Below are 23,993 nucleotides of genomic sequence, written 5' to 3'. Positions count from 1 at the left end.
ACGACACGGACGAAACCAACCGCAACGGAACCGGTGGGCGAACTGTTCAGAACCGGTTCCTGTTGTGAGGAAACACGCTCTTCACCGAAACAGCCGATGTGTTTCACAGAAGACCCCTAGCCTCTTCACCGTGACGCGGCGGACGCCTGATCCGGGCGGGCCGTCGCGCAGGGGGAGTTTTCGAAGATCTGGGGGGATCTTTTCTTGCTGACGTCTGTCTTCGTCGCCGCCGTCTCGCTCGCGCTCTTCTGGATGGCGGCCTTCACGCTGTGGTGGCAGATGCACGCCTGGCGCACGCCAGAGGTGCTCGCCTCCACCCGGTTCAGCAGACCCGACGGCGACGAGCACGTGTCGTTCTCGCTGCTGCTGCCCGCACGGCACGAACAGGCCGTGCTCGACCACACCATCCAGCGCCTGCTGACCTCGACGCACACCGACTTCGAGATCATCGTGATAGTCGGCCACGACGACCCGGAGACCACCGAGGTCGCCGAGCGGGCCGCCGGCCGCGACCCGCGCGTCCAGGTCGTCGTCGACACCCACGAGAAGAAGAACAAGCCGAAGGCCATGAACACGGCGCTGCCGCACTGCCGCGGTGACGTCGTCGGGGTCTTCGACGCCGAGGACCAGGTCCATCCCGAGCTGCTCGCCCACGTCGACCACGCCTTCCGCACCACCGGCGCGGACGTCGTCCAGGGCGGCGTCCAGCTGATCAACTTCCACTCCAGCTGGTACAGCCTGCGCAACTGCCTGGAGTACTTCTTCTGGTTCCGCTCCCGGCTGCACCTGCACGCCCAGAAGGGGTTCATCCCCCTCGGCGGCAACACCGTCTTCGTGCGCACGGACGTGCTCCGCGAGGCCGGCGGCTGGGACCCGGACTGCCTGGCCGAGGACTGCGACCTCGGCGTCCGGCTCTCCAGCACCGGCAAGAAGGTCGTCGTCGCCTACGACTCCGACATGGTCACCCGGGAGGAGACCCCGGGCACGCTGATGTCGCTGCTCAAGCAGCGCACCCGCTGGAACCAGGGGTTCCTCCAGGTGTACCGGAAGAAGGACTGGAAGCAGCTGCCCACCTTCACCCAGCGGCTGCTGGCCCGCTACACCCTGATGACGCCGTTCCTCCAGGCCTTCACCGGTGTGATCATCCCGCTGAACGCGGCCGTCGCACTCTTCCTGGACGTGCCGGTCGGCATCGCCTTCATCACCTTCCTGCCGGCCGTCACGGCCCTGGTCACCTTCGTCTTCGAGGTCGTCGGCCTGCACGACTTCGGCAAGCAGTACGGACTCCGCGTCCGCCTCACCCACTACCTGAAGCTGATCGTCGGCGGCCCCTTCTACCAGGTCCTCCTCGCCGGAGCAGCCGTCCGCGCCGTATGGCGCGAGCAACGCGGCCGCAACGACTGGGAGTTGACCAGCCATGTCGGCGCCCACCTCGCGCCCGTGGACCGAGAGGACGTTCCCGCGTGACCTCCACCCTTCCCGCGGCGACCGGCACCACGGTCCCCGCGCAACGCCGGCCTGCCCACGACACCGACCCGGCACCCCGCGGCGCCGCGCCGCCGGGCCGGCTCCGCTCCTCCCGCCCCGACCTGCTGCTGTGCGGCGCGCTGCTCCTGGCGATCATGGTCGTGCAGGGCTGGAACATCTCCGACTACCCGGCGCTCAGCGACGACGAGGGCACCTACCTCGCCCAGGCCTGGGCCGTCCAGCAGGGCGACGGCCTCGCCCACTACACCTACTGGTACGACCACCCGCCGCTCGGCTGGATCCAGATAGCCGTGCTGACCTGGATACCCACGCTGATCAGCCCCGAGTCGATGACCGTCGGCACCATGCGCGCGGTGATGCTCCTGATCAGCGCCGTCTCCGCGGTCCTCGTCTACGTCATCGCCCGCCGGCTCTCCCTGCCCCGCTGGGCCGCCGGGCTCGCCATGGCCCTGTTCGGGCTCTCCCCGCTGTCGGTCGTGCTCCAGCGGGAGATCTTCCTCGACAACCTCGCGGTGATGTGGACCCTGCTGGCGTTCGCGCTGGCCGCCTCCCCGAGCCGCCACCTGTGGCACCACTTCGGCGCGGGCGTCGCCGCCGCCACGGCCGTGCTCACCAAAGAGACGATGCTCGTCGTCCTGCCCGCCCTGCTGGTCACCATGTGGCGCCACAGCCACCGGGACACCCGCAAGTTCGCGCTGACCGGTGCCGTCACGGCCTGTGCGCTCATCGGGTTCTCCTACCCGCTGTTCGCCCTGCTGAAGGGCGAGCTGCTGCCCGGCGGCGGACACGTCTCCCTGTGGGACGGCGTCGCGTACCAGATGACCAGGCCGGGGTCGGGCTTCATCCTCGACCAGGGCTCCGGCTCCTGGGGCGTCCTCCAGTCCTGGCTGTACTACGACCGCGTGCTGCCCCTCGGCGGCCTCGCCGGGGCGCTGCTCCTGCTGGTCACCTGGCGCTGGTCGGTCACCGCACGGTCCCTGGCCGGACCGGCCCTGACGGTGGCGATCCTCGCCGCCCTCGCCCTGCGCCCGAACGGCTACCTGCCCGCCATGTACGTCATCCAGGCCCTGCCCTTCCTCGCCCTGGTCCTGGCCGGCGGCGCGGCGAGCATCGCCCACGCCGTGCTGCGCAGATGGCGCTCCGAGGCCGAGAAGCGAGGAGTCACCGCGGGCCGGTACGCCCTCGCCGGCGTCCTGGTGCTCGCCGCCGGCGCCTACGTCGTGCCCCGCTGGTACGACGGCGACCGCACGGCCGTCACCGCCGACGCCAACGCCCCCTACGAGGCCGCCGCCGACTGGCTGGCCGAGGAGGTGGCGGACCCCGCCGACACCCGGGTCCTCGTCGACGACGCGCTGTGGCTGGATCTGGTGCACGCGGGGTACCGGCCCGGACTCGGGGTCATCTGGTTCTACAAGGCGGACCTCGACCCGGCGGTGACGAAGACGATGCCGGGCGGCTGGCGCGACCTCGACTACGTCGTCGCCTCCCCGACGGTACGGCGCGACGCGGCCGACCTGCCCAACGTCCGGGCCGCGATGAACCACTCCACCCCGGTCGCCGTCTTCGGCACCGGCGCGGACCGCATCGAGATCCGCCGTATCCAGCCTTCCGGAGCCGCCCGATGAGCCACGAGTCCACCGTCCCCGGCGAGCTGGGCCGTCCGGCCGTGCGCCCCGCGGCCTCGGAGGTGCCCGAGCCGGGTGCCGTCACCATCGTCGTACCGACCTTCAACGAGTCCGCCAACGTACGGCAGTTGCTGCACCGGATCACCGAGTCGGTGCCGGCCCGCCTGCCCTGCGAGGTCGTCTTCGTGGACGACTCCACCGACGACACCCCGGACGTCATCCGGGAGGCGGCCCTGGACTGCCCGTTCCCGGTCACCGTCCTGCACCGGGACGAGCCGGCCGGCGGACTCGGCGGCGCGGTCGTCGAGGGCCTCAAGGCGGCCGGGTCGGACTGGATCGTCGTCATGGACGGCGACTGCCAGCACCCGCCGTCCCTGGTCCCCGAGCTGGTCGCCACCGGCGAGCGGGCGGGCGCCGGGCTCGTCGTGGCCTCGCGGTACATCAAGGGCGGCAGCCGCGCCGGACTCGCGGGCAGCTACCGGGTGGCCGTCTCGCGCGCGGCGACCTGGCTGACCAAGGCCCTCTTCCCGCGCCGGCTGCACGGCATCAGCGACCCGATGAGCGGCTTCTTCGCCATCCGCCGCAGCGAGGTCACCGCGGACGTCCTCCAGCCGCTCGGCTACAAGATCCTCCTCGAACTCGCCGTCCGCAGCCGCCCCCACGCCGTCACCGAGGTGCCGTTCGTCTTCGAGGAGCGGTTCGCGGGCGAGTCCAAGTCCACCGCGCGGGAAGGGCTGCGCTTCCTGCGCCACCTGGCCGGGCTGCGCACCGCGTCGGCACCGGCCCGCATGATCGCCTTCGGGCTGATCGGGCTGAGCGGCTTCGTGCCCAACCTGGCCGCCCTGTGGGCGCTGACCGCGGCGGGGCTGCACTACCTGCCGTCCGAGATCCTCGCCAATCAGTTCGGGGTGGCCTGGAACTTCCTCCTGCTGGAGCGGCTGCTCTTCCGCGACCGGCGCCGGCACCGGCACTGGGCCGACCGGACACTGCGGTTCGCGCTGATCGCCAACGCCGACCTGGTGCTGCGCATCCCACTGATCGCCCTGCTCGTCGGACAGTTCGGGCTGGCCGTGCTGCCGGCCACCGCGCTGGCCCTCGTCATCACCTTCGTCCTGCGCTTCGCCGGCACGGAGGCACTCGTCTACCTCCCGCGCCCGCGCCCGCGCCGGAAGGGCGCGCCGGAGAACGGGCCGGGGAACGCGTCGGAGCAGCGGCGCAAGGACAGCCGTACGGCCCGCACAGCGAGGAGCGAGGCATGAGAAGACCACGAAGGAGAACCTCCGCCCTCCTGGCGGTGTCCGCGCTGACCGGCGGCCTCCTGCTCACCGCCCCCCAGCCCGCCTCGGCCGCCAACCTGATCAAGAACCCCGGCTTCGAGACCGCCGGCACCGGCGACATGCCGTACTGCTGGGAGAAGTCCGGCTGGGGCGACAACGACTTCACCTTCACCACCACCGCCGACGCGCACACCGGCTCCAAGGCCATGAAGGTCGAGCTGACCCGCCGGCTGGACGGTGACCGCAAGGCCCTGATCACCGAGTCCGCCGCGTGCGCGCCCGTGGTGACGGCGGGCAAGCAGTACGACCTGTCCCTCTGGTACAAGACCACGACCCCGGACGCCTCCCTCACCCTCTTCCGGCACGACGCCACCGCGGGCTGGCAGTACTGGACCGACCTCAAGACCCTCGCCCCGGCCGCCGACTGGACCGAGGCGAGCGTCCGCACGCCCGAGGTCCCGGCCGGCACCGACCGCATCAGCTGGGGCGTCTCCGTGTACGGCACCGGCTCCGCGACCACCGACGACTACACGATGGAGCAGGTCGCCGACCCGGTCCCGGAGCCGGAGTGCACGGGCACCGCGAAGGAGTGCGCCGACGGCCGCTGGGACGTGCTGCCCACCGAGAACCCGGTCCGCTCCATGCACTCCGTCGTCCTCCACAACGGCAAGGTGCTGCTGATCGCGGGCTCCGGCAACGACCCGGAGATGTTCGAGGCGGGCACCTTCACATCGGCGGTGTACGACCCGGCGACCGGTGAGTACCGGACGATCCCGACGCCCAAGGACATGTTCTGCGCCGGGCACGTCCAGCTCCAGGACGGCCGCGTCCTCGTCATGAGCGGCAACGCCGGCTACCCGTCGGCGGACGGCACCATCGGCTACCAGGGCTTCAAGGACTCGTACGTCTTCGACCCGGAGACCGAGACCTACACCAAGACCAACGACATGAACGACGGCCACTGGTACCCGTCGGCGACGGTCCTCGGCAACGGCGACGTCATCTCCTTCGGCGGGCTGCGCGAGGACTCCACCGGGTCGGTGACGGCCGAGCGGTGGTCGGACGCGCAGCAGAAGTGGCTGCCGACCTGGCAGGTCAACCAGACCTGGTCGTACTGGGGCCTGTACCCGTCGATGATCCTCATGCAGGACGGCCGCCTCTTCTACTCCGGCAGCCACGTCTTCGGCAACAACATCCCCGGCACCGGTTCGGCGATCTACGACTACGACGCCAACACCGTCACCCAGGTGCCGGGCCTCCAGGACAAGGACGTACGGGACCAGTCGGCCAGCGTGCTGCTGCCGCCGGCGCAGGACCAGAAGGTGCTCACCATCGGCGGCGGCAACATCGACTCCAACCCGGACGCGAACCGCCTGACCGACATCATCGACCTCAAGCAGCCGAACCCCGCCTACGTCGCCGGGCCCCCGCTCCCGCAGGGCACGGTCGACCTCGGTGCCGGGCCGGTGCCGCAGACCGGGAACCAGGGCAAGATGTACGTCTCCGCCGTGCTGCTGCCCGACGGCAAGGTGCTGGAGACCGGCGGCGCGCTGCACAACCGGGCGAACCCGGTCTTCGAGTCCTCGATCTTCGACCCGGCGACCGAGACCTTCGACCCGGTGGCCGCCGACCCGGAGGCCCGCGGCTACCACTCGTCGTCGTTCCTGCTGCCCGACGGCCGGGTGATGTCCACCGGCGACAACCCGGGCAACGGCTCCTGGAACCACGACGTGTCCCTCTACACGCCCCCGTACCTGCTCAAGGGCGAGCGGCCCGTGATCACCTCGGTGATCGACACCGAGTGGACCTACGGCGACACCCAGCGGATCACCGTCGACCGGCCCGTCGCCAAGGCCGAGCTGATCCGCCCGGCCGCCGTCACCCACTCCTCCGACCCGAACCAGCGGTTCGTGGACCTGCCGCTGTCCGTGGACGGGGACAACGTCGACCTGAACGTCACGAGCAACCCGAACCTGGCCCCGCCGGGCTGGTACATGCTCTTCGCGGTCGACGCGAACGGCGTGCCCTCGGTAGCGAAGTGGGTGCACCTCCAGGGCCCCGCGGCCCTGACCGCCAAGGACGCGTCCGCGCACGTCCACTCCTTCGCCGACGCCCCGCAGGGCAAGGTCACGGGCCCCGGCAGGAAGCGTGCCTCGCAGCCGGTCGGCCCCACCGCCTCCGGCTGCGACCGGCACTACGGCTCCGCCAACGTCTGCGTGCCGACCGTCTTCCCGGCCGAGGCGAAGAAGACGACGGCCGCCCGCTGCACCTGGCTGGCCCGCAACGACTACGGCCGCCTGGAGGTCAACGGCAAGGACGACCCGCTGCGCCTGGACCCCGACCGCGACGGTGTGGCCTGCGGGCAGGGGGACCTGCGGAAGAAGCGCTAGGGCTCGCGCCTGGTCCCGGCGAGGGCGCGCTCCACGATGGCCTCCAGCTGTTCGTGGTGCGCGCCCTTCCAGTACGCCCTCCCGCACGCGGTGCACTGGGCGAACACGTCGTAGGAGCGCTCGGTGCCGCCCTTGAGCTGGTCCGCCACCTCTTGCTTGGTGGCCTTCCTCAGCAGGCCGTTGCAGGCGGTGCACCGGGTCCAGGGCCGCAGCTCGGGCCGGAAGCGGTCCAGGACGTCGTGGAGCTGCTCGTCGGGGCGGGTGCTGTAGACGTAGGCGCCGGACCACAGCTCGCGGCGGCGCAGCAGTCCCCGGTCGCGGCTGAGCATGACCCGTTTCTCGGCCGCCGACAGCGCGGCGAGCGCCGGGTCGCCGAGGTCCGTCGACTCGTACGCCGTGTCCACGCCGAGCAGGCGCAGCCGGCGGGCGAGAGTGCCGAGGTGCACGTCGAGGAGGAAGCGCAGGGGAGCGCCCGGGACCCGCTGGGGGTGTTCGACGGCCCTGACGGTCACCGTCTCGCCGCCGGTGGGGACGTGTCCGGGCGGCACCTCGCGGCCGTCCACGAGGAGCGCGCCGACCTCGGTCAGCGGGACGCCGAGGGACTCGACCACGTGGCCGAGGGTGGAGACGCCGTCGGTGGCGGCACGGGCGGCGCCGGTGAGGCGGGCCCGGGGCACGAACAGGCGCAGTCCGGGAGCGAATTCGACGTGGATCTCGGGACCGTTCACCTGGTCAGGATGCCACGCGGGAGATCCGTGCCCTCAGTGTTTTCCGGGGGCCGGCAGGCCGTGCTCCAGGACGTCGAGGGCGCGCTCGACCAGGTCGGCGAGGTTCTCCTCATGACCGTGCTCGGCCCAGTACCGCGAGACCTCCATCAGCCCGGCGACCAGGGACGCCGTCAGGACCCGCAGCTCCAGGGCCTCGGGGTCGAGGCCGGTGCGGTCGGCGACGGCCCGGCCGAGCAGGCGGCCGGTGATGGACATGCTCTCCAGCATCCGGGAGTGCACCGCGGGCACCTCGGACATCAGCCGGGTGCGCAGCCGGGCCGCCTCGGGCTCCGCCTCGACGCCCTGGCCGATCACCTTGCGCAGCACGTACCGGACGGAGTCCGGCCACGGCTCGTCCGCGGGCCGCGCCCGGAGCTCCGCCAGCAGGACCGGGTCGTAGGCGTCCGTGAGGACGATGTCCTCCTTGACCGGGAAGTAGCGGAAGACGGTGGACGGCGACACCTCGGCGCGGTCGGCTATCTGCTCGACCGTGGTGGTGTCGTACCCCTGCTCCCGGATCAGCCCGTACGTCGCGGCGCGGATCGCCTCGCGGGTCTTGATCTTCTTGCGCTCCCGCAGGCCGGGCCGCGGACGGTCGGCGGGGGAGGGCGGGGAGGCAGGTGCGGCCGTCATACGGTCCATTGTCGGACACCACCGGGGGCCGCGGTCACGCCCGTGAGGCGCTACGCCTGCTGGTACGCGACCAGCGAGATCCCGACGTAGTGCGCGATGAAGGCGGCCAGGGTGAAGGCGTGGAAGACCTCGTGGAAGCCGAACCAGCGCGGTGAGGGGTTCGGGCGCTTGAGGCCGTAGATCACGCCGCCCGCGCTGTAGAGGAGTCCGCCCACGATCACCAGGACGAGTACGGCGATGCCGCCGGCCCGCATGAACTCGGGGAGGTAGAAGACGGCCGCCCAGCCCATGGCGAGGTAGCAGGGGGTGTAGAGCCAGCGCGGGGCGCCGACCCAGAAGACCCGGAAGACTATGCCCGCCGCCGCGGCGGCCCAGATGCCCCACAGCAGCCACTGCCCCTGGGCGCCGGGCAGGAGGAGCATCGTGAGGGGGGTGTAGGTGCCCGCGATGATCAGGAAGATGTTGGCGTGGTCGAGCCGCCGCAGGACGCCGTCCATGCGCGGGCTCCAGTTGCCCCGGTGGTACAGGGCGCTGACGCCGAACAGCAGGCAGGCCGTGACGGCGTAGATCCCGCAGGCGATGCGTCCCTCGGACGTGTCGGCGAGGGCGGTGAGCACCAGGCCCGCGACGAGGACGGCCGGGAACATTCCGAGGTGCAGCCAGCCGCGCAGCTTGGGCTTGACGGGGTGCGGCAGGGAGAGCGCCACGGGACCGCGGCCGGCGGCCGGCGTGTCCCTGGGCGCGTCGGAGGCGGACGCAGTCATGTTCGTATCGTACCTACGGGACCGTAAGTTACGCATCAGTACGGACGTCGGGCAGATGACAAGTGGTCATCGTCTCACGGGAGTACCCGGTCCGGCGCTTCCCAGTCGCACCGTCCGCGATCTCGCATGCGCGCCGTCGGCCGCCGAGGTAAAAGAAGTTCCAGGCGAACTCCAGGCGCACGCAAAGAATCACGGAGCCGACCACTGATACGTGGCGATCCTCACCCCGCTCAGGTGTGAGGCCCTCTGGACATATGGGCACTCTCGTCGGATGATCAAATGAGTGCGGTCGGCACCGGATGAGCAGCGTGAGCTCCTCGCGTGACGCGTCCGGGTCGCAGCCCCCACGGGGCCTCCAACAAAAAACCCCTCATCTAGGAGCAATCGTGGCGCGCGACATCGTGGCATCCCCGGACGTCCCCACCCGGCATCAGGAACTGATCTCGTGGGTGAACGAGATCGCCGAACTGACCCAGCCGGACAACGTGGTCTGGTGTGACGGCTCCGAGGCCGAGTACGAGCGCCTGTGCGAGGAGCTCGTGGCGAAGGGCACCTTCAAGAAGCTCGACCCGATCAAGCGCCCCAACTCCTACTACGCGGCCTCCGACCCCTCCGACGTCGCCCGCGTCGAGGACCGCACCTTCATCTGCTCCGCCAAGGAGGAGGACGCCGGCCCGACCAACCACTGGAAGGACCCCGCGGAGATGCGGGAGATCTTCCGGGGTACGGGCGGCGAGGGCGGTCTGTTCCGCGGCTCCATGCGCGGCCGGACCATGTACGTCGTGCCCTTCTGCATGGGCCCGCTCGGTTCGCCGCTGTCCGCGCTCGGCGTGGAGATCACCGACTCCGCGTACGTGGCCGTCTCCATGCGCACCATGACCCGCATGGGACAGCCGGTCCTGGACGAGCTCGGTGACGACGGCTTCTTCGTCAAGGCCGTGCACACCCTCGGCGCCCCCCTCGCGGAGGGCGAGGCGGACGTCCCGTGGCCGTGCAACAGCACCAAGTACATCTCGCACTTCCCCGAGGACCGCGAGATCTGGTCCTACGGCTCCGGCTACGGCGGCAACGCCCTGCTCGGCAAGAAGTGCTACGCCCTGCGCATCGCCTCCGTCATGGCCCGCGACGAGGGCTGGCTCGCCGAGCACATGCTCGTGCTGAAGCTGACCCCGCCCACCGGGGAGCCCAAGTACGTCGCCGCCGCCTTCCCGTCGGCCTGCGGCAAGACCAACCTCGCGATGCTCGAGCCCACGATCTCCGGCTGGACCGTGGAGACCATCGGCGACGACATCGCCTGGATGCGCTTCGGCGAGGACGGCCGCCTGTACGCCATCAACCCCGAGGCCGGCTTCTTCGGCGTCGCGCCCGGCACCGGTGAGCACACCAACGCCAACGCGATGAAGACCCTGTGGGGCAACTCCGTCTTCACCAACGTCGCCCTCACCGACGACGGCGACGTGTGGTGGGAGGGCATGACCGAGGAGATTCCGGCCCACCTCACGGACTGGAAGGGCAACGACTGGACGCCCGAGTCCGGCACGCCGGCCGCGCACCCCAACGCCCGGTTCACCACGCCCGCCGCGCAGTGCCCGATCATCGCGCCGGAGTGGGAGGACCCCAAGGGCGTGCCGATCTCGGCGATCCTCTTCGGTGGCCGCCGCGCCACCGCGGTCCCGCTGGTGACGGAGTCCTTCGACTGGAACCACGGCGTCTTCCTGGGCGCCAACGTGGCCTCCGAGAAGACCGCCGCCGCCGAGGGCAAGGTCGGCGAGCTGCGCCGCGACCCGTTCGCCATGCTGCCGTTCTGCGGCTACAACATGGGCGACTACATGGGTCACTGGATCGACGTGGCCAAGGACAAGGACCAGTCCAAGCTGCCGAAGATCTACTACGTCAACTGGTTCCGCAAGGACGACGAGGGCAAGTTCGTCTGGCCCGGCTTCGGTGAGAACGGCCGCGTCCTGAAGTGGATCGTGGAGCGCCTGGAGGGCAAGGCTGACGGCGTCGAGACCCCGATCGGCGTGCTGCCGACCAAGGAGTCCCTGGACACCGACGGCCTCGACCTGGCCGACGCCGACCTGGACTTCCTGCTCAGCGTCGACAAGGAGGTGTGGCGCGAGGAGGCGGCGCTCGTCCCCGAGCACCTGAACACCTTCGGCGACCACACGCCCACCGAGCTGTGGGACCAGTACCGCGCGCTGGTGCAGCGCCTGGGCTGATCCCCCCTGGTTCCGCGGCCGGTCCGGCTAGCCCTGACCCGCGAAGTCGTCACGAAGGCCGGCCGCGAGGGGTCTCCTCACGCTCCAGTAGCTCGATGTCCCGGAGCACGGAGAGACCCCGCTCGGGCCGGGTCCCCGCACAACGGCGTGCGACGGACCCGGCCCTTCGACATTCCTTGGCCTCACCATGAGACGCCGGTGGCTGACGCGTCCCGAAGGGGCGCGGGGAACTGCGCGACCAACCACACACGACCGAAAGCCGCCGACGCACAAACACCCCCACGGCGCCGCCGCGACCCGCCCGAGCCACGCAGTGAATGGCACCCGGTCCGCGCGTCGCTGCGGGTGCGCGCGGACCGGGGCCGTCGGAGGGAGCCCGGTGAGGGCTCAGTGGGACGCCAGTTCGCGCGGCTCCAGGGCCGCGGCGTGGGCGTCCATGCGCTCGGCGGTCAGGATCGCGACCGCCGTGTCGGCGCGGGAGGCGGCCACCACCAGGGCGCGGCTCGCCAGGGTGTGCGCCCTGCGGTGCAGTGCCGCCAGGTGCGGCGCGGGCGGCGCGGCGGTCACCGGCACACGGGCCGGCGCGTGACCTCCCCGCAGCCGGGCGACCTGCTCCGCGAGCCGGGCGGCCGCCGTGTCCAGTTCGTCGGAGGGGTCCAGGGCGCGCAGCTCGTCCGTGGCGGCGAGCAGGGCCGCGAGATGACCCGCGAGCTGGATGTCCAGCTCCTCCTCACGGGACCGGTGGGGGAAGTCCGAGGTGCTGCCGGCCACCGTGCTGTGGACCGACTTGCTGCGGATCGGTTCGTACATGGGACGGCCTCCTGAGTGCTTCAGGAAACCATCCTACATTGGATTCAATCTAAAGTTGAGAGGCGTCGGGATTTGGCTCAGGGTTGTCCGTAGCCGTCCAGGAAGTTCCCGATCCGGCCCACCGCCTCGCGCAGGTCACCGGCCGTCGGCAGGGTCACCACACGGAAGTGGTCGGGCTCGGGCCAGTTGAAGCCGGTGCCCTGGACGACCATGATCTTCTCCTGGCGCAGCAGGTCCAGGACCATCCGCCGGTCGTCCTTGATCTTGAAGACCTTGGGGTCGAGGCGCGGGAAGAGGTACAGCGCCCCCTTCGGCTTCACGCAGGTCACGCCCGGGATGCTGGTCAGCGCCTCGTGCGCGGCGTCGCGCTGCTCGCGCAGCCGGCCGCCCGGCAGCACCAGGTCCTTGATCGTCTGCCGCCCGCTGAGCGCGGCGACCACGCCGTGCTGGCCCGGCATGTTGGCGCACAGGCGCATGTTCGCCAGGATCGTCAGGCCCTCGATGTACGACTCGGCGTGCGCGCGCGGTCCGGAGACGGACATCCAGCCGACCCGGTAGCCGGCCACCCGGTACGCCTTCGACATGCCGTTGAAGGTCAGGGTGAGCAGGTCCGGGGCGATCGCGGCCGTCGGGGTGTGCACCGCGTCGTCGTAGAGGATCTTGTCGTAGATCTCGTCGGAGCAGACCAGCAGGTTGTGCCGGCGCGCGATGTCGGTCAGCCCGCGCAGCATCTCCTTGTCGTACACCGCACCCGTCGGGTTGTTCGGGTTGATGATGACGATGGCCTTGGTGCGGTCGGTGACCTTGCGCTCCACGTCCGCGAGGTCCGGCATCCAGTCGGACTGCTCGTCGCAGCGGTAGTGCACCGCCGTGCCGCCGGACAGGGAGACGGCGGCCGTCCACAGGGGGTAGTCCGGCGCCGGGACGAGGACCTCGTCGCCGTCTTCCAGCAGGCCCTGCATGGCCATCACGATCAGCTCGGAGACGCCGTTGCCGATGAAGACGTGCTCGACGTCCGTCTCGATGCCGAGGGTCTGGTTGTGCATGACGACCGCCCGGCGTGCGGCCAGCAGGCCCTTCGCATCGCCGTAGCCGTGTGCCGTCGAGACGTTGCGGAGGATGTCCTCCAGGATCTCGGGCGGGCACTCGAAGCCGAAGGCCGCCGGGTTGCCCGTGTTCAGCTTCAGGATGCGGTGACCGGCCGCCTCCAGCCGCATCGCCTCCTCGAGCACCGGGCCCCGGATCTCGTAACAGACGTTGGCGAGCTTGGTCGACTGGATCACCTGCATGTCCGCGAGCTTACGACCCGGTTACGGCCCCCGGGTCGTGTTTTCCACCACGTGAGACGCGCGGCCCCGGGTGGCTGCCGCCGTCCTCGGCCGTGCCCGGTGGACCGGATCGCGCCAACTCGCGGCCGGATACCGCTCCTTGTCCGCACCCCCTCTCCATCATGACAATGCGCATGACAATCAGGGCGCCGCCCGGAAGACCTCCGGCCGGTGCCCTCCATAGAGGGGACCCCCACATGAACAAGCCTCTCCTTGCCGCGCTCGCCACCCTGGCCGTCACCGGGGTGGGCGTGGCCCCGGCGGTCGCGTCACCCGCGGCTCCCACGTCCCGTACGGCTCCCGCGTCACCCGCGGCTCCCGCCGTCCGCGCCGTGACCTTCGCCGGCACCGTCGCGCTCAGCAACTGCTCCGGCTCCGTCGTCCGCCTGCCCGCCTCCGAGGACGACGACCCGGCGCTGGTCATGTCCAACGGCCACTGCCTGGAGACCGGCTTCCCGGCGGCCGGCGAGGTCGTCGTGGACCAGCCCTCCAGCCGGACCTTCGGGCTGCTCAACGCCTCCGGCACCCGAGTCGGCACCCTGCGTGCCAGCAAGATCGCCTACGCGACGATGACCGACACGGACGTCTCGCTGTACCAGCTCACCAGCACGTACGCCCAGATCCGCGGCACCTACGGGATCAGCCCGCTCACCCTCAACGACACCCACCCGTCGGCCGGCACCGCGATCACCGTCGTCTCCGGCTACTGGAAGCGGACCTACGCCTGCAGCATCGACGGGTTCGCCTACCGGCTGAAGGAGGGGGAGTGGACCTGGAAGGACTCGGTCCGCTACACCTCCGCCTGCCGGACCATCGGCGGCACCTCCGGCTCGCCCGTCGTCGACAACGCCACGGGCAAGGTCGTGGCCGTCAACAACACCGGCAACGAGGACGGTGGACGCTGCACCGACAACAACCCCTGCGAGGTCTCCGAGAACGGCACGGTCACGGTCCGCAAGGGCATCAACTACGGCCAGCAGACCTACCAGATCCCGGCCTGCTTCGGCCTCGACAGCAAGCTCGACCTCGGCCGCAGCGGCTGCGTCCTGCCCAAGCCGTAGTCAGCGCGGGCTCCGGCGGACCGACCGTCCGGCCAGGACGTCCGTCCGGCGCCCGTCCTCCATCACGAACCGTCCGTCGACCAGCACGTACGGGATGCCCGTCGGAAGCCGGCGCGGCTCCTCGTACGTGCTGCCGGCCGCGACCGTCGCCGGGTCGAAGAGGACCAGGTCGGCCCGGTACCCCTCGCGGATCCTGCCCCGGTCCGGCAGCCGCAGCCGGGTCGCCGGGCGGGCGGTGAGATGGGCCACGCACTCCTCCAGAGACAGCACGCCCAGCTCCCGCACGTAGTGGCCGAGGTAGTGCGGGAAGGTGCCGTAGGCGCGCGGGTGCGGCTTGCTGCCCTGGAGGATGCCGTCCGAGCCGCCGGTGTGGACGCGGTGGCGCATGATCGCCCGGACGTTCTCCTCGTGGCCGACGTGCTGGAGGATCGTCGGGGCCAGCCGGTCGGCCAGCAGCAGCCGCCGGGCGACCGTCCACGGGGTCTCGCCGCGCAGCCCGGCCGACTCCAGGACCGTCCGGCCGACGTACTCAGCGAGGGCCGGGTCGCTCACGCCGGAGATCTCGATGGTCTCCCACTCCACGGGCACGCCGTGGCAGCCGTCGGAGCCGATCCGCTCCATGTGGTGCCGGATGCGCTCGGCGGTCTCGTCGTCCGCCAGCCGCTTCAGGATCTGCTCCGGGCCGCCCTCGCTCGCCCAGCTCGGCAGCAGCGCCACGAGCGTGGTGCAGCCGGGGGTGTACGGGTAGGTGTCGAGCGTGATGTCGGCGCCGGCGGCCAGCGCGTCGTCCAGCAGCGTCAGCAGCTCGGGCGCCCGGCCCTTGTTCACGCCGAAGTTCATGGTGGCGTGCGCCAGGTGCAGCGGACAGCCCGCCTCCCGGGTCAGCTCCACCATCTCCTCGTACGCCTGGAGCGCCCCGGCGCCGTAGGAGCGGTGGTGCGGGCAGTAGTAGCCGCCGTACGACGCCACCACCCGGCACAGCTCGGTCAGCTCGGCGTCCTCGGCGTACATGCCCGGCGTGTAGGTCAGCCCGGACGACATGCCGACCGCGCCCTGTTCCATGCCCTCGGCGACCAGCCGGCGCATCCGCTCCAGCTCGGCCGGTGTCGCCTCCCGGTCCTCCCAGCCGACCGCGAGGGCGCGGACCGTGCCCTGCGGGATCAGGTAGGCGGCGTTGACGGCGATGCCCCGGTCGAGGCGGTCCAGGTACTCGCCGACCGACCGCCAGTCGAAGTCGATGTCGTCGCCGGGACCGTTCCACCCGGCGATGGCGCGGCGCACCTCGCCGAGGGTGCGGTCGTCGACCGGCGCGTACGACAGCCCGTCCTGCCCGAGGACCTCCAGGGTGACGCCCTGGGCGGCCTTCGCGCTGTGGTCGGGGTCGCGCAGCAGGGCCAGGTCGCTGTGGGCGTGCATGTCGATGAAGCCGGGGGCCAGGACCAGACCCTCGGCGTCCAGCTCGCGGCGGGCCCGGGGGCGCTGGCAGCCGGCGGACGCCGCCTCCTTGACGATCGACACGATGCGGCCGCCGTCGACGACCACGTCGGCGCGGTACGAGGGCTCACCGGTGCCGTCGACGACCTCGGCGTCCCGGATGACCAGCTCTTCCACCAGGGCCTCCTCTAGAAGAACGTGCGGATGTAGTCGACGACCGTCCCGTCGGCCTCCGCGACGGGGATCAGCTGCCACTTGTCGAAGGACGTGCACGGGTGGGACAGGCCCAGGCCGACCCAGTCGCCGACCTCCAGGTCCGCGTCCGGAGCGGTGCGCAGCCAGGCGTGCTGGTCGGACAGGCCCGTCACCGTGACACCGTCCGCCCCACGCTCGGGGCCGCCGGACGCGGGGCGGACCACCTGGGCGAAGGGCAGGTGGAGGTCGTAGGCCGCGTCCCGCTTGCCGGCGTTGGTGAAGGCCTGCTCGGGAGCGGGGCGGGAGACGACCTGGCTCCACAGGCGGAACGCGGGCTCCAGGGCGCCCTCGGCGGGGACGCGGTTGAAGGGGGTCAGCTCGCGGTAGTGCCCGTCGTCGTGCGAGACGTAGGCGCCCGAGCGCAGCAGCTTCAGCACGGGCAGGGAGAGGTCCGGGACCTCGGCGAACACGTCGGCCACGGCGTCGAACCAGGCGCTGCCGCCCGCGCTGAGCACGATCTCGTCCAGCCCGGCGAACCGCCCGGCCTTGTCGAAGTCCACGGCCAGGGCGACCAGCCGCCGCAGCCAGGCGTGCACCTTTTCCGGGTCGGCGTCCGGCACCTCGCCCTCGTACCCGGCGACACCGGCCAGCCGCAGCGTCGGTGCGGCGGCCACCGCGTCGGCGACCGCCGCGCACTCCGCCTCCGTGCGCACCCCGGTCCGGGCGCCCTCACCGGCGGCCAGCTCGACCACGACGTCCAGCGGGCGGGAGGCCCCCGCGTCGGCCAGTGCCGCGTCCATCAGCCGTACGCCGGGGACGGAGTCGACGTAGCAGACGAAGCGGAAGTCCGGGTCGGCGTCCAGCTCCGCGGCGATCCGGCGCAGGGCGGAGGCGTCGACCAGCTCGTTGGCCAGGAAGATCCGCCCGATGCCGAAGGCGCGGGCCACCCACACCTGGTGCGGCACGGCGAGTGTGATGCCCCAGGCGCCGTGCTCGATCTGCCGGTGGAAGAGCTGGGGGGCCATCGAGGTCTTGCCGTGCGGGGCGAACGCGAGCCCGTGCCGGGCGGCGTACGTCTCCATCAGCTTCAGGTTGTGCTCCAGGCGCTCGGCGGAGAGGGCCAGCACGGGGGTGGTGAAGCCGCCGGTGAAGAGGTTGCGGCGCTGGGCGGCCAGTTCGGCGACGGTCAGGCCCGCGGCGTCCGGCGGGAGGCCCTTGAAGCGGTGGTCGACGTGCTCCTCGGCCAGGCGGGCGAGGGCTTCGGTGCCGGTGTCGAGGGCCATGGAGCCTCCCTGAGGTGGGTCGTTGCATCCTCTGCAACAACCGTTGCGTATATCGCTCACTGCTGTCTAACATCTCGGCCAACGCGGGGTCAACGGAGCCTCCGCCCGCGACAGGACAAGGAGCCCCACCATCGTGACCGCCGACGGCCCCACCAGCACCACCCCCGACGTCGTGGACGTCGTCGCGCTCGGCGAGTCCATGGTCACCTTCCTGCCCTCCCGCCCCGGACGCCTCGCCGACGTGCCCTCCTTCGACCGCGCCATCGGCGGCGCCGAGTCCAACGTGGCCTGCGTGCTCGCCGCGGCCGGACACACCGCCCGCTGGGTCAGCGCGGTCGGCGCCGACGGCTTCGGCGACCACCTGGTCGAGGCGATCGGCGGGTACGGCGTCGACGTCCGCGCCGTCCGCCGCGACCCGGGCCGGCCGACCGGCATCTACTTCCGCACCGCCGGGGACCGCGCCACCGACGCGCACGAGGTGGCCTACTACCGCGCCGGCTCCGCGGCCTCCGCGATGTCGGCCGCCACCCTGGACCTCGACGCGATCCGCTCCGGACGCGTCCTCCACCTGTCCGGCATCACCGCCGCGCTCTCCGCCGACTGCCTCGGCCTGATGCGCGAACTGACCACCCGCCGCCCCGGCCGTCCCCTGGTCTCCTTCGACGTCAACCACCGCCCCGGACTGTGGCGGGACGGCGACGGCCCGGCCGTGCTGCTGGAGCTGGCGCGCGGCGCCGACCTCGTGTTCGTCGGCGAGGACGAGGCCTGGGGACTCGGCGGCCCCGAGGCCGTGCGCGCCGCGCTGCCCGAACCGGAGCTGCTCGTCGTCAAGCAGGGCGCGACCGGCGCCACCGCCTTCCACGGGGAGCACGTCACCTCCGTCCCCGCCCTGCACGTCGACGTCGTCGCCGCCGTCGGCGCGGGCGACGCCTTCGCCGCCGGGTTCCTCTCCGCCACCCTGCGCCACCTGCCCGTGCGCGAGCGCCTGCGCCACGGCCACCTGATGGCCGCCGCCGCCCTCACCGCCCCCGGCGACCTCGCCACACCCCCCGCCCGTCACCACGCCGACCGCCTGGCCGCCCTCGACGACGACGCGTGGGGGAGACTGCGACTCGGCCCCGGCTGGACACAGGCCGACGAAGGGGCCGACGAGGAGGTACGCACACCATGAGCCAGACCGTCGACCGCGCGCTCAGCATCCTGCCGCTGCTCGCCGAGGGACCCGCCGACCTGGGCAAGGTCGCCGACCGGCTCGGCGTGCACAAGTCCACCGCCCTGCGCCTGCTGCGCACCCTGCACGAGCACGGCTTCGTCTACCGCCAGTCCGACCAGCGCTACCGCCTCGGCGCCCGGCTCATCGCCCTCGCCCAGGAGGCGATGGAGAACCTGGACGTCCGCGAGATCGCCCACACCCACCTCGTACGCCTCAACGAGCAGTGCGGACACACCGTCCACCTCGCCGTCTACGAGGAGAACGAGGTCCTCTACATCGACAAGGTCGAGAGCCGCTACCCGGTCCGCATGTACTCCCGGATCGGCAAGCCCGTCGCCATCACCGTCGCGGCCGTGGCCAAGCTGCTGCTCGCCGACCTTCCCGAGAACGAGCGCCGCGCCATCGTGGAGAAGCTCGACTACCCCCTCTACACGGCCCGTTCGACTCCGAACGCCGACGCCTTCCTCAAGGAGCTGGCCAAGGTGCGCGAACAGGGCTGGGCCACCGACCTCGGCGGCCACGAGGAGTCCATCAACTGCGTCGCCGCCCCCATCCGGGGCGCCGACGGCAGGGTGGCCGCCGCGATGTCGGTCTCCGCGCCGAACGTCGTCGTCACCGCCGACGAACTCCTCACCCTGCTCCCGCTGGTGCGCCGTACGGCGGACGCCATCAGCGGCGAGTACTCCGGCAGGACCCCCGTGCAGCACCCCGAGCACCACCCCGAGAAGGACACGGTATGACCGACAAGACCGAGAAGACCGCCCTCACCCCCGCGACCCACACCGTCCCGCCGGCGAAGTTCTCGCACGGCGTCCGCAAGGGCAACATCCTCCAGGTCGCCGGCCAGGTCGGCTTCCTCCCCCACGAGGAGGGCAAGGCCCCCACCCCGGCCGGCCCCACCCTGCGCGAGCAGACCCTCCAGACCCTCGCCAACGTCAAGGCGATCCTCGAAGAGGGCGGCGCGAGCTGGGACGACGTGATGATGATCCGCGTCTACCTCACCGACGTCGACCACTTCGCCGAGATGAACGAGATCTACAACGCGTACTTCGAGGAGCAGGGTCTCACCCAGCCGCCCGCCGCGCGCACGACGGTCTACGTCGGTCTGCCCGCCGGACTCCTCATCGAGATCGACGCGCTGGCCGTCCTCGGCTGACCTTCTCCACCCCGCCGGTCTGTGAACGGCACGGCGCTCCCCACCACGGGGGCGCCGTGCCGCGCTCCTCCCTGCCCGAAAGTCGTATGTGTTTACCCAGAGGACCCCCGAATGTCCTACATGTCCCTCCAGCTCGCCGCCGCCGAGACCCCGCCGCACACCGGCGGTCTGCTCACCCTGATCGACGGAACGGCAGGGCTGCTGACCGTCGCCGCGATCGGCATCGCGCTCCTGCTCTTCCTGATCATCAAGGTGCGACTGCAGCCCTTCGTCGCGCTGCTCGCCGTCTCCATAGCCGTCGGCCTGCTCGCCGGCCTGTCGGTCACCGAGCTCTTCGGCACCGTCCAGAAGTCCGACGCGGTCTCCACCATCGAGTCCGGCATGGGCGGCATCCTCGGCCACGTCGCCATCATCATCGGCCTGGGCACCATGCTCGGCGCGATCCTCGAAGTGAGCGGCGGAGCGGAGGTGCTGGCCTCCCGCCTGCTCGGCCTGTTCGGCGAGAAGCGCGCCCCGCTCGCCATGGGCCTGACCGGCCTGATCTTCGGCGTCCCCGTCTTCTTCGACGTGGGCATCTTCGTCCTCGCGCCCATCGTCTACGCCGCCGCCAAGCGCTCCGGCAAGTCGGTCCTGCTCTACTGCCTGCCCCTGCTCGCCGGCCTGTCGATGACCCACGCCTTCCTGCCGCCGCACCCCGGCCCGGTGGCCGCCGCCGGACTGCTGCACGTGGACCTCGGCTGGGTGATCCTCATGGGCGTCGTCTGCGGTGTCCCGGCCGTGCTCGCCGCCTGGGCGTACTCCGCCTGGGTCGGCCGCCGCATCTTCGTCCCCGTACCGCAGGACATGGTCGAGGCCGCCGAGGAGGCCAGGCAGGCCGTCATCGACGAGCAGCGCAAGGCCGGTGTCGCGCCCCGCGAGACCCCGGTGCCGCTCGGCACGGTCCTCGGCATCATCGGCACCCCCCTGGTGCTCATCCTCGCCGCGACCTTCTCCTCCATCGCCCTGGACCCGTCCACCACCCGCTCGGTGATCGAGTTCTTCGGCAACCCCTTCGTGGCCCTGACCATCGCCCTGTTCCTCGCCTACTACCTGCTCGGCATCCGGCGCGGCTGGTCCCGCAAGTCCCTGGAGACCGTCTCGACGTCCTCGCTGAAGCCGGTCGGCAACATCCTGCTGGTGGTCGGCGCGGGCGGTGTCTTCGGCGCGGTCCTCAAGGCCAGCGGCGTCGCCCAGGCGCTCTCCGACACCTTCCACGACGTCGGCCTGCCCGTGATCGTCCTGTCGTACCTGATCTCCCTGGTGCTGAGGGTCGCCCAGGGCTCGGCGACGGTCGCCATCGTGACGACGGCGGGTATCGTGGCGCCCCTGCTCGCCGAGGGCGACCACTCCCAGGCGTTCGTCGCGCTGGTCATCATGGCCATCTCGGCGGGCTCCATCTTCGCCTCGCACGTCAACGACGGCGGCTTCTGGATGGTGGCCAAGTACTTCGGCATCAGCGAACGGGACACCCTCAAGACGTGGACCGTGCTGGAGAGCGTGCTGTCGCTCGGCGGCTTCGTGATGGCGGCGGTGCTCAGCCTGTTCGTGTAGGGGCCTGCCCGGCAACTCCCGTCCCCCCGCCCGGTATCCGCCCGGAAAGAGCCCCGGCCCCGACCGGCCCGTGCGGTGCAATGGAAGCACGGGGGGAGCACCGGAACGGGCTTGTGAGGGCGGAGGCGGCGATGGGATTCTTGATTCCATGCCGCATCCCCCTCACAAGTCCGATCACGCCACGGTGCTCGCCGAGGTGAGGGCGGTGCGGCGGGCCGGAGTCGTCAGGCTCCGCGGACTGGACATCCCGGAGCTCTCCCGCCTCGCCCGCGAACGGCTGGGGACACCGGGGGAGTTACCCGGCCTCGCGGTCGAACGGCTGCTCCGGGACGCCGTCGCCGGCATCGGCGGCGGCACCCTCCAGACCGCCGCCGAGTACACCCTCGGCCTCGCCCAGGGCACTCGTGACTGGCCCCCGGCCGACCGGCGCCGCCGGGCCGCCGAGGTGTACGGCGTCAGCGTCGAACGGTTCCGCAAGCACCACGAGGTGATGGTGCTGGACCAGATCACCGAGCAGATCCTCGGCCTCACCGCCACCGCCACCGCCACCGCCACCGCCGTCGCCGTCGCCACGGCCGACGACGACGCCGGCACGGCCCACGACGCGGCCGACGGCCTGGACGCACCGGCCCCCGGGCCGCGCCAGCTCGCCCCCGCCCACCGCGTGATCAAGCCGCGCGTCCACGACCGCGTCGTCCCCGTCACCCTGCACGTCCACTCCGTGGACCTCCTGCGCGGCGTCGACGTCGTCGTCTCCCCGTCCAACACGTACTTCGCTCTCCCCGCGCCGTACAAGGCCTCGGTCGCCGCGACGCTGCGCCGGGCCGCGGCCCGCACCGACGCCACCGGCGGAGTCGTCGAGGACCACGTCCACGACGAACTGCGCGACTGGGCCCTGCGCCACGGCATCCCCGGCCGCGCGGCCCTGCCCGGCACCGTCGCCCCCACTTCCGCCGGGGCCATGGCAGCCCAGGGGGTGCGCCGCATCTACCACCTCGCCGTGGCCGTACCCCGGCCCGGCACCAACGACTACGACGTCCAGCCCGCCGACATCACCCGCGCCGTCGACCGGGCCTTCACGCTGCTCGCCGCCGAGTCCGGGCGACACGACCCGCCGCTCACCTCCGTCTGCCTGCCGCTGCTCGGAGCCGGCCGCGGCGGCCTGCCCGCCCTGGAGAGCTTCGGCGCGCTGTGGACGGCCGTGGAGGCGGAACTGGCGCGCGGCGCCCCGTGGGACATCCACCTGGTGATGCGCCGCCAGGCCCGCGCCGACCTGGTGGAACGGCTCCTCACCGGGCGGCGCCCATAGCCGCGGCCGGGCGGGCGGCGGCGCCCGACCCGACGACCGGTACCGACGACAAGGGGGACCAGTGAATCCGTACGCCGTGCTGGCCGCGGCGGCAGCCGAATGGCACCGGCTGGCCGACCGCGTCACCGGACCCACCCGTGAGCGCCTCGCCGCCCTGCTGACCGTCGTACGCCACCGCGAGGCCGGCGAACCAGCCCGCCGCGGTGCCGCGGAGGAGGCCGCCGGGCTGCTCCGCCGGGCCCTGCCCGACGAGTTCGGCACCGCGCAGGAGGCCCGGCTCGCCACCGGCGTCACGACCGGCACGGGCAGCGCCACCGACACCGGCACCGACCCGTCCTACCTGGGCTTCCGCGCCGACGACCTCGCCGTCCTGCTCCTCGACGGGCACCGCATGGTCGGACCCGTGCTCGGCCCGGTGCGCGACCGGCTGCTCGCCGAACCCGCCCTGGACCCGGCCACCGTGCTGCGCGACGGCGGCGACCCGTACGCCCGCGACCTGATCCGGCTGCCCGGACCCGGCGGACTGGCCCGGCTGCCCCGGTTCCAGTTCTCCGAGGGCTGCCTGCCCTGGCTGGTCGTCCTGGAGGTCAACGGGCTCCTCGACGCCGCCCGCGACCCGTGGGGCGCCGCCGACTGGTGGCTGGCCGGCAACGCCTGGCTCGGCACCGCGCCCGCCGCCCTCCTCGGCACCGGACAGGAGCGGCGGCTCGCCGACACCGCGCGCCTGCTGACGGAGGACGTGTGACCGCACCGACCGCGCAGTACGAGGAGGCAGACCCGCCGTGCCCAACTACCGGCCGCCCGAGAACCTGACGGGCACCCCGGCCAAGGCGACGCTCGCGCAGGGCACCCTGCTGCACCGCGTCCACGCCCTGCACCGGAACGCCACCGCCTTCAACCCGCAGCCGGCGCACTGTCTCTACGGCGGCGGACGCTTCGACGCCACACCCTGCGACCGCTACGGCTACCTCTACGCCGGTACGACCCCGGGCGCCGCCGTGTGCGAGACCCTGCTGCGCTCCCTGCCCTTCGACCCCGAGGGAGGCCCGCGCCTGGTGCCCGGCGTCGGCGTCGCCCGGCGCGGCCTGAGCACCCTGCGGCTGACCGCCGACCTCACCGTCGTCTCCCTGATGAGCGCTCAGGACCTCGCCGGAGTACGGCAGGACAGCTGGCTGGTGCAGACCGAGGCACAGGACTACGCCTACACCCGGGACTGGGCGCACTGGATCCGCCGCCACACCGCACCCTGGGCACAGGGCTTCGTCTGGGCCTCCAAGCGCGAGCCGGGCGACCGTACGGTGGTCCTCTTCGGTGACCGCTGCCCGCCCGGCGCCCTCGAAGCCCTCCCCGGCCACACCGTCGACTTCTCCACGGCCGACGGACGCCGCTACCTCGACTCCGTGCTCCAGCCCTACCACGCGCAGCTCGCCCCCCAGTAGAAGGCCCGCACC

The 23,993-nt window shown here is 71.8% G+C and carries 20 protein-coding genes; 13 read left to right on the top strand and 7 right to left on the bottom strand.

Features of this window, described 5'->3' with window-relative positions; translation table 11 throughout:
• Window positions 1–204: 204 nt before the first annotated feature.
• Genes IEZ05_RS05935 through IEZ05_RS05920 form a run of 4 tightly spaced genes read left to right on the top strand, consistent with a single transcriptional unit; the run spans window position 205 to window position 6,780 of the window.
• Window positions 205–1,467: a glycosyltransferase gene (locus IEZ05_RS05935; RefSeq protein WP_189228935.1), complete on the top strand. Its 1,263-nt coding sequence runs from the start codon at window positions 205–207 to the stop codon at window positions 1,465–1,467.
• Window positions 1,464–3,113, top strand: a complete 1,650-nt coding sequence (locus IEZ05_RS05930; RefSeq protein WP_189228934.1) for a phospholipid carrier-dependent glycosyltransferase — start codon at window positions 1,464–1,466, stop codon at window positions 3,111–3,113. The genes IEZ05_RS05935 and IEZ05_RS05930 overlap by 4 nt, the downstream gene beginning before the upstream one ends.
• Entirely contained in the window at window positions 3,110–4,372 is a 1,263-nt protein-coding gene (locus IEZ05_RS05925; protein ID WP_229869579.1) for a glycosyltransferase, read from the top strand. Before IEZ05_RS05930 ends, IEZ05_RS05925 begins: the two co-directional genes overlap by 4 nt.
• Window positions 4,369–6,780 (top strand): galactose oxidase-like domain-containing protein, encoded by a 2,412-nt coding sequence (locus tag IEZ05_RS05920; RefSeq protein ID WP_189228933.1) that lies wholly within the window; start codon window positions 4,369–4,371, stop codon window positions 6,778–6,780. The genes IEZ05_RS05925 and IEZ05_RS05920 overlap by 4 nt, the downstream gene beginning before the upstream one ends.
• On the opposite strand, the gene IEZ05_RS05915 is transcribed toward IEZ05_RS05920, so the two are convergent.
• The 3 genes from IEZ05_RS05915 to trhA are packed head-to-tail and all read right to left on the bottom strand — an operon-like array spanning window position 6,777 to window position 8,944.
• On the bottom strand, window positions 6,777–7,508 hold the full coding sequence (locus IEZ05_RS05915) for a Mut7-C RNAse domain-containing protein (RefSeq protein WP_189228932.1): 732 nt from the start codon (window positions 7,506–7,508) through the stop codon (window positions 6,777–6,779). The two genes, IEZ05_RS05920 and IEZ05_RS05915, sit on opposite strands and share 4 nt — an antisense overlap.
• A 33-nt stretch (window positions 7,509–7,541) precedes the next feature.
• The gene (locus IEZ05_RS05910; RefSeq protein WP_373298728.1) at window positions 7,542–8,180 is read right to left on the bottom strand and encodes a TetR/AcrR family transcriptional regulator; all 639 of its coding nucleotides are present in this window, start codon (window positions 8,178–8,180) and stop codon (window positions 7,542–7,544) included.
• 50 nt (window positions 8,181–8,230) lie between these two features.
• Window positions 8,231–8,944 (bottom strand): PAQR family membrane homeostasis protein TrhA, encoded by a 714-nt coding sequence (gene trhA / locus IEZ05_RS05905; protein WP_189228930.1) that lies wholly within the window; start codon window positions 8,942–8,944, stop codon window positions 8,231–8,233.
• Between the two features lie 386 nt (window positions 8,945–9,330).
• Between trhA and IEZ05_RS05900 the strand changes: the two genes are divergently transcribed.
• Window positions 9,331–11,163 carry a phosphoenolpyruvate carboxykinase (GTP) gene (locus IEZ05_RS05900; protein WP_189228929.1) on the top strand — a complete coding sequence of 611 codons (1,833 nt, stop codon included), beginning with the start codon at window positions 9,331–9,333 and terminating at the stop codon, window positions 11,161–11,163.
• 387 nt (window positions 11,164–11,550) lie between these two features.
• Here IEZ05_RS05900 and IEZ05_RS05895 read toward each other — a convergent pair whose 3' ends face one another.
• Together IEZ05_RS05895 and IEZ05_RS05890 are read right to left on the bottom strand one after the other, a co-directional pair.
• Window positions 11,551–11,973 carry an SCO4983 family protein gene (locus IEZ05_RS05895; RefSeq protein ID WP_189228928.1) on the bottom strand — a complete coding sequence of 141 codons (423 nt, stop codon included), beginning with the start codon at window positions 11,971–11,973 and terminating at the stop codon, window positions 11,551–11,553.
• Between the two features lie 77 nt (window positions 11,974–12,050).
• Window positions 12,051–13,262: a pyridoxal phosphate-dependent aminotransferase gene (locus IEZ05_RS05890; RefSeq protein ID WP_189228927.1), complete on the bottom strand. Its 1,212-nt coding sequence runs from the start codon at window positions 13,260–13,262 to the stop codon at window positions 12,051–12,053.
• Window positions 13,263–13,498: 236 nt separating this feature from the next.
• On the opposite strand from IEZ05_RS05890, the gene IEZ05_RS05885 reads away from it, so the two are divergent.
• Window positions 13,499–14,362 (top strand): S1 family peptidase, encoded by an 864-nt coding sequence (locus IEZ05_RS05885; RefSeq protein WP_189228926.1) that lies wholly within the window; start codon window positions 13,499–13,501, stop codon window positions 14,360–14,362.
• Here the strand turns inward: IEZ05_RS05885 and IEZ05_RS05880 are convergent, their stop codons facing one another.
• Both IEZ05_RS05880 and IEZ05_RS05875 read right to left on the bottom strand, forming a co-directional pair.
• Window positions 14,363–15,973, bottom strand: a complete 1,611-nt coding sequence (locus IEZ05_RS05880; RefSeq protein WP_189228925.1) for an N-acyl-D-amino-acid deacylase family protein — start codon at window positions 15,971–15,973, stop codon at window positions 14,363–14,365.
• A gap of 11 nt (window positions 15,974–15,984) precedes the next feature.
• Window positions 15,985–17,274, bottom strand: coding sequence for an amino acid deaminase (locus tag IEZ05_RS05875; protein WP_189228924.1), 1,290 nt, complete (start codon window positions 17,272–17,274; stop codon window positions 15,985–15,987).
• Between the two features lie 133 nt (window positions 17,275–17,407).
• Between IEZ05_RS05875 and IEZ05_RS05870 the strand changes: the two genes are divergently transcribed.
• The 7 genes from IEZ05_RS05870 (at window position 17,408) to IEZ05_RS05840 (ending at window position 23,981) form a co-directional block, all read left to right on the top strand.
• On the top strand, window positions 17,408–18,445 hold the full coding sequence (locus tag IEZ05_RS05870; protein ID WP_189228923.1) for a sugar kinase: 1,038 nt from the start codon (window positions 17,408–17,410) through the stop codon (window positions 18,443–18,445).
• Window positions 18,442–19,227, top strand: a complete 786-nt coding sequence (locus IEZ05_RS05865; RefSeq protein WP_189228922.1) for an IclR family transcriptional regulator — start codon at window positions 18,442–18,444, stop codon at window positions 19,225–19,227. The genes IEZ05_RS05870 and IEZ05_RS05865 overlap by 4 nt, the downstream gene beginning before the upstream one ends.
• Window positions 19,224–19,643, top strand: a complete 420-nt coding sequence (locus tag IEZ05_RS05860) for a RidA family protein (protein ID WP_189228921.1) — start codon at window positions 19,224–19,226, stop codon at window positions 19,641–19,643. The genes IEZ05_RS05865 and IEZ05_RS05860 overlap by 4 nt, the downstream gene beginning before the upstream one ends.
• A 111-nt stretch (window positions 19,644–19,754) precedes the next feature.
• The gene (locus IEZ05_RS05855; RefSeq protein WP_189228920.1) at window positions 19,755–21,233 is read left to right on the top strand and encodes a GntP family permease; all 1,479 of its coding nucleotides are present in this window, start codon (window positions 19,755–19,757) and stop codon (window positions 21,231–21,233) included.
• 148 nt (window positions 21,234–21,381) lie between these two features.
• Window positions 21,382–22,542, top strand: a complete 1,161-nt coding sequence (locus tag IEZ05_RS05850; RefSeq protein WP_189228919.1) for a macro domain-containing protein — start codon at window positions 21,382–21,384, stop codon at window positions 22,540–22,542.
• A gap of 61 nt (window positions 22,543–22,603) precedes the next feature.
• Window positions 22,604–23,287, top strand: coding sequence for a hypothetical protein (locus IEZ05_RS05845; protein ID WP_189228918.1), 684 nt, complete (start codon window positions 22,604–22,606; stop codon window positions 23,285–23,287).
• A gap of 37 nt (window positions 23,288–23,324) precedes the next feature.
• Window positions 23,325–23,981 (top strand): RES family NAD+ phosphorylase, encoded by a 657-nt coding sequence (locus IEZ05_RS05840; RefSeq protein WP_189228917.1) that lies wholly within the window; start codon window positions 23,325–23,327, stop codon window positions 23,979–23,981.
• Window positions 23,982–23,993: the final 12 nt, after the last annotated feature.

It is taken from the genome of Streptomyces flaveolus (assembly GCF_014648815.1).
In the GTDB taxonomy this organism is placed as follows: Bacteria; Actinomycetota; Actinomycetes; order Streptomycetales; family Streptomycetaceae; genus Streptomyces; species Streptomyces flaveolus.
Note: the sequence above shows the minus strand (reverse complement) of the source record. Positions and strands in the feature narration are given on the sequence as shown.

Excerpts from the sequence above, each read along its gene's own strand:
- IEZ05_RS05925 (WP_229869579.1), top strand. The coding sequence starts at position 3,110 with ATGAGCCACGAGTCCACCGTCCCCGGCGAGCTGGGCCGTCCGGCCGTG.
- IEZ05_RS05920 (WP_189228933.1), top strand. The coding sequence starts at position 4,369 with ATGAGAAGACCACGAAGGAGAACCTCCGCCCTCCTGGCGGTGTCCGCG.
- IEZ05_RS05910 (WP_373298728.1), bottom strand. The coding sequence starts at position 8,180 with ATGACGGCCGCACCTGCCTCCCCGCCCTCCCCCGCCGACCGTCCGCGG.
- trhA (WP_189228930.1), bottom strand. The coding sequence starts at position 8,944 with ATGACTGCGTCCGCCTCCGACGCGCCCAGGGACACGCCGGCCGCCGGC.
- IEZ05_RS05895 (WP_189228928.1), bottom strand. The coding sequence starts at position 11,973 with ATGTACGAACCGATCCGCAGCAAGTCGGTCCACAGCACGGTGGCCGGC.
- IEZ05_RS05890 (WP_189228927.1), bottom strand. The coding sequence starts at position 13,262 with ATGCAGGTGATCCAGTCGACCAAGCTCGCCAACGTCTGTTACGAGATC.
- IEZ05_RS05885 (WP_189228926.1), top strand. The coding sequence starts at position 13,499 with ATGAACAAGCCTCTCCTTGCCGCGCTCGCCACCCTGGCCGTCACCGGG.
- IEZ05_RS05875 (WP_189228924.1), bottom strand. The coding sequence starts at position 17,274 with ATGGCCCTCGACACCGGCACCGAAGCCCTCGCCCGCCTGGCCGAGGAG.
- IEZ05_RS05865 (WP_189228922.1), top strand. The coding sequence starts at position 18,442 with ATGAGCCAGACCGTCGACCGCGCGCTCAGCATCCTGCCGCTGCTCGCC.
- IEZ05_RS05860 (WP_189228921.1), top strand. The coding sequence starts at position 19,224 with ATGACCGACAAGACCGAGAAGACCGCCCTCACCCCCGCGACCCACACC.
- IEZ05_RS05855 (WP_189228920.1), top strand. The coding sequence starts at position 19,755 with ATGTCCTACATGTCCCTCCAGCTCGCCGCCGCCGAGACCCCGCCGCAC.
- IEZ05_RS05850 (WP_189228919.1), top strand. The coding sequence starts at position 21,382 with ATGCCGCATCCCCCTCACAAGTCCGATCACGCCACGGTGCTCGCCGAG.